Source organism: Nocardioides sp. P5_C9_2, assembly GCF_054049555.1.
On the sequence record NZ_JBFUMD010000332.1, the window covers coordinates 1 to 4538 of the forward strand.

The 4538-nt window shown below is 70.8% G+C and carries 5 protein-coding genes; 2 read left to right on the forward strand and 3 right to left on the reverse strand.

The genetic code is table 11. The features are described from left to right. The coding region (locus ACXJKL_RS15315; protein ID WP_457207896.1) for a PH domain-containing protein at nucleotides 1–376 on the forward strand (376 nt) is incomplete at its 5' end. A gap of 70 nt (nucleotides 377–446) precedes the next feature. On the opposite strand, the gene ACXJKL_RS15320 is transcribed toward ACXJKL_RS15315, so the two are convergent. The 3 genes from ACXJKL_RS15320 to ACXJKL_RS15330 form a co-directional block, all read right to left on the reverse strand. Then, the gene (locus ACXJKL_RS15320; RefSeq protein ID WP_457207897.1) at nucleotides 447–1271 is read right to left on the reverse strand and encodes a M57 family metalloprotease; all 825 of its coding nucleotides are present in this window, start codon (nucleotides 1269–1271) and stop codon (nucleotides 447–449) included. A 173-nt stretch (nucleotides 1272–1444) separates the two neighbouring features. Beyond that, the gene (locus tag ACXJKL_RS15325) at nucleotides 1445–2512 is read right to left on the reverse strand and encodes a 2-keto-3-deoxygluconate permease (RefSeq protein WP_457207898.1); all 1068 of its coding nucleotides are present in this window, start codon (nucleotides 2510–2512) and stop codon (nucleotides 1445–1447) included. Nucleotides 2513–2579: 67 nt separating this feature from the next. Then, a complete protein-coding gene (locus tag ACXJKL_RS15330) occupies nucleotides 2580–3362 on the reverse strand; it encodes a 1,6-dihydroxycyclohexa-2,4-diene-1-carboxylate dehydrogenase (protein ID WP_457207899.1) in 783 nt (260 codons plus the stop codon). Between the two features lie 182 nt (nucleotides 3363–3544). Here ACXJKL_RS15330 and ACXJKL_RS15335 point away from each other — a divergent pair, with 182 nt between their 5' ends. Further along, nucleotides 3545–4324, forward strand: a complete 780-nt coding sequence (locus tag ACXJKL_RS15335) for an exodeoxyribonuclease III (RefSeq protein WP_457207900.1) — start codon at nucleotides 3545–3547, stop codon at nucleotides 4322–4324. Nucleotides 4325–4538 lie beyond the last annotated feature (214 nt).

A 4538-nucleotide genomic window follows, 5' to 3' on the forward strand; every position in this document is an offset into this window, starting at 1 on the left:
GCTCACCGACGTGGGCTGGCTCGGGTGGTGGGTCCCCGTGCTCGTGCTCGTCGTGGGGCTGCCGGCGAGCGTCGCGGTCGCCGAGGCGTCGTACCGGCACCTCGGCCACGCGCTCGTCCGGGAGCCGGGCGCCGCCGCCCACCTCGTCGTGGGCCACGCCGAGGCGGCCCGCGTGCGCACCGTGCTCGAGACCGACGGGATCATCGGTTGGGTGGTCACTGAGACGTGGTTCCAGCGCCGGGTCGGGCTGGCCGACCTGGTCGCCACCACCGCGGCGGGCGCCGAGAGGGTCGTGGTGCGTGACGTGCCGCGGGACCGGGCGATCCGCCTCGCCGACGCCGCCACGCCGGGTGTCCTCGACGCCTGGACCCGCTGAGCGACCCGTCCCCGGGCACACGAACGCCCCTCCTGCTCGGGACAGAAGGGGCGTTCGCGGTCGTGGAGGATCAGGCTCCGTAGAGCGCCACGATCCCCTGCCGGTCGGTCGCGGTCATGCTGAGGTTGCTGCTCGTGCCGTTGCACTGGGGGTAGTGCATGATCGACGAGGAGTCGTACGGCGTCAGCGGGCGCCAGTTGTTGTCCTCGAAGCAGGTGCCGGCCTCGGGACGGGTGTGCTCGTGCCGGAAGCCGAGGCTGTGGCCGAGCTCGTGGGCCAGGATGTTGGACGGGGTCCAGGAGCCCGAGTTCATCAGCGACGTCGCGTTGACGAGCACGTTGCGGGACCGGTCGGCCGTGCTCGGGAAGAATGCCCGGGCGATGTACTGGGTGGTGCTGGTCGGCTCGACCGAGAAGAGCACCGCGTTGTTGCGGGTCGTGCAGTTGGAGTCGTTGGCCGACAGGTAGGTGAAGTTGACCTTGGAGGACGCCGCCTCCCACTGGCCGGCCCCGGCCGCCATCGCGTTGACGACGTTGGCGTACTGGCTGCCGAACTTGGTGCTCACGCAGTAGGTGAGGTTCATCGCCTGCGAGGCGGTCCACTTGTCGTCGCGACCGCTGACGGTGTTGACGACGAGACCGTTGTCGGTGGTCTTCTTCGAGCCACCCACCATGGACTCGTAGAAGGTCTTGAGGTCACTCGTGGAGGAGACGGGCTCGTCACCGTTCACGATGTACTGGTTGTCGACGTCCTTGAAGGTCTGCGAGTGGAACTCGGAGAAGGTCGGGATGTCGCTGTCGGTGGCCGCCAGTGCCGGCGTGGCGACCGACGTGAGGGTGGCGGCCAGGACGGCTGCGGAGGCGAGGGCAAGCTGCCCGAGACGGCTGCGCTGCATGGGGGGAACTCCTCAGGGGTGGTGGATGTGGGCACACTCCACCCGGGGTTCCAGCAATGGCACCTGTCTCCCGAGAACAGTGCGTGGGGAGAACCTGCCCCACCACGATCGCCCGTGTAAAGGCCTTCCGGCGGAAAATCCTGCGGAGGGGGCCCGAGCCCCCTCCGCCGCCCTCAGGCGCTCGCCGGCACCTCCACCGGAACAGCGTCGGCTGCGTCGTCGGTTGGGTGACCGGCGGTGGGCGCCTCGTAGAGCGCCTCCTCGTTCTCCGGGGTGACGCCGCGACGGCGCTGCCACGCCGCCACGTAGGCCACCAGGAAGGGCGCGGTGAACGCCGTCGTCACCACGGCCGCGGCGACCTGTGCGGTGGCGACCTCCTGGACCGCGAGGAAGGTCGGGTCGACCGAGGCGACGGCCACCGGTGTCGCGATGGCGTTGCCGGCCGTGCTGGCCTCGCTGACGCCTGCGACCAGGTTGCGGGTGGGCCGCGGGTGACGGCGTACGACGTGCCAGCCGTAGAGGGCGAGGACGGCCGCGCCTCCGGAGAGGACCACGGTGGCCAGGCCCAGCAGGACGCCGATCGCGCCGGACGTGGCGAGCACCGAGAAGTCGATGCCGGCGCCGAGGGCGAACGCCGCGAAGGGGATGATGAGCTTCTCGCCGGGGGCCAGGAACTCGCGCGCGATCGTGCTGGTGTTGCCCAGCACGAAGCCCAGGGCCATGGGCAGGATCGCGGCGACCAGGGCCATGATCGGGAAGTCGGCCAGGCCGGCGGCCCCGAGGGCCACCAGGGTGAGGAACGGGCCGTCGTTGATGGACAGCATCGAGATCGCGCCCTTGTCGGTCTTGTTGCCGAACTGGCTGGTCAGCGCGACGTACAGCGACCCGTTGGAGTTGGACATGGCCGCGATGACCGCCAGCGGCACGAGCCCCCACAGGTTGCCGGCCGGGGTCAGGAAGGCCACGACCAGTCCCGCCAGCACGGCGACGCCGTACTTGGCCAGCAGGAGCACGAGCCCCTTCTCGATGGAGGGCAGGGCCGCGCGAAGCTGGATCTGGGCCCCGACGGACAGGAAGAAGAGGCCGATCAGCACGGGGGCGCCCTCCTTGAACAGGGCGGTGGTGAAGCTGCCGATCATCAGCACGTCGGGGGCCAGGGTGTTGACGAGGGCGCCGAGGAACAGCGGCACGATCATCAGTGCGCCCGGGATGCGGCCGCCGGCGCGAAGCAGTGAATCCATGAGAGTCCTTCCGGTGCGGGCGCGGACCTGCCGCGTCCAGGGGTGGGGGTGGGGGGACCGGGCGCTGTCAGCCCTGGTCGCCGCCGCCGACCGGCAGGACGCTGCCGGTGACGTAGGAGGCCTCGTCGGAGGCGAGGAAGAGGATCGGGGCGGCCTGCTCGGCGAGCGTGCCGTAGCGACCCAGGTGGGTGCTGGCGACCGTCTGGGCGACGATCTCGTCGTACCAGGCGCCGTCCTGGTCGCCCAGCTCGGCAGCGTTGCGGGGTACCCGCCGTGCCGGCGCCTGCGTGCCGCCGGGCGCGGTGGCCACGACGCGGACGCCCTTGCTCGCGGCCTCGAAGGCGAGGGAGGCGGTCAGGGCGTTCACCCCACCCTTCGCCGCGGCGTACGGCACGCGGTTGATGCTGCGGGTCGCGATCGAGGAGACGTTGACGATGGTGCCGCGACCCCGGTCGACCATGTGCGGCAGCACGGCGCGGCAGCACCACAGCGTGGGGAACAGCGACCGGGTGATCTCCTGCTCGATCGCGACCACGTCGTAGTGCTCGAACGGCCGGGTCCAGATGGTGCCTCCGACGTTGTTGATCCACACGTCGACCCGGCCGTGCTCGGCCAGCGACCGGGACACCAGGGACTCGGCCCCGTCGTACCGCTMGAGGTCGCACTCGTGCGCCACGGCGACGCCGCCCTCGTCGCGGATCGACGCGGCCACCTCCTCGGCGAGGGGCGACCGGTCCCCCAGCACGACCGCTCCTCCCTCGGCGGCCACCCGCCGGGCCACGGCGGCCCCGATGCCCTGCGCCGAGCCCGTGACCACCACGACCTTGTCGTCGAACCTGCCTGGGAACACCACGGACCTCCTGGACGATGTGGCGTGACGGTCGTCACGCGAGGCGAATCTGGCACGGCGATTCATCGGAGGGGAAAGACCAGTCGCCACTGATTCCGGGCCTCGTCCTTATCGACCGAGGTCAGCGCGGCAGCGACCCTCTCCCCTGCCGCGTCCGCGGACCCCTCTCCTAGGCTGGTGCGGTGCGCATCGCCACCTGGAACGTCAACTCACTCCGCTCCCGCATCGACCGCGTCGAGGCGTTCCTGCAGCGCCACGAGGTCGACGTACTGGCCCTGCAGGAGACCAAGGCGCGCGAGGACCAGCTCCCGCTGATGGGCCTGCAGGCCCTGGGGTACGACGTCGCCGTCGCCGGCACCAACCAGTGGAACGGCGTCGCGCTCATCTCGCGGGTCGGCCTCGAGGACGTCCGGGTGGGCTTCGAGGCGATGCCCGGGTACGGCGACCCGCTGGCCACCGAGTCGCGCGCCATCGCCGCCCGGTGCGGCGGCGTCGACGTCTGGTCGCTCTACGTCCCCAACGGCCGCAAGCCAGACGACCCCCACTACGCCTACAAGCTCGACTGGCTGGCCCGGCTGCGGGAGGCCGCCGGGTCGTGGCTCGACCGCGACACGGCGCTGGTCGGCGACTGGAACATCTGCCCCACCGACGACGACGTCTTCGACCCCGCGCAGTTCCGCACGTCCACCCACGTGACGCCGCAGGAGCGGGCCGCCTTCCAGGGCTTCCTCGACGACGGGTACGTCGAGGTCACCCGCGAGCACGCCCCGGGCTACACCTACTGGGACTACTACCGGCAGCGCTTCGAGCGCGACCGCGGGCTCAAGATCGACTTCGTGGTCGCCTCGCCGTCGCTCGCCGGGCGGGTGCGCGACGCGTTCATCGACCGCGACGAGCGCGACCCCGCCCAGGGCACCGGGTCGCCCTCGGACCACGCCCCGGTCGTCGTCGACCTCGACTGAGAGTTTTGGCTCTGGCTTTGCCTGGCGTGGGAACGGCCTTGCGAAGCGAGTGAGCGCTTCGACTGTGGCAAGAAATCAATCGTCGCGAGTCGTTGTGTCGGGCGGGGACAATTTCGACGCCCACCGCTATGCACCTCTCCGTACTGACCGCAGTCGGTCGTGAATCACGGCGCCGCCTTCCTGCACGAAGGTCACGGCTGAACCAACCCGCGAG

Bases quoted from the DNA above. Each gene is read 5' to 3' on its own strand.
- ACXJKL_RS15325 (WP_457207898.1), bottom strand. From the start codon at position 2,512: ATGGATTCACTGCTTCGCGCCGGCGGCCGCATCCCGGGCGCACTGATG.
- ACXJKL_RS15320 (WP_457207897.1), bottom strand. From the start codon at position 1,271: ATGCAGCGCAGCCGTCTCGGGCAGCTTGCCCTCGCCTCCGCAGCCGTC.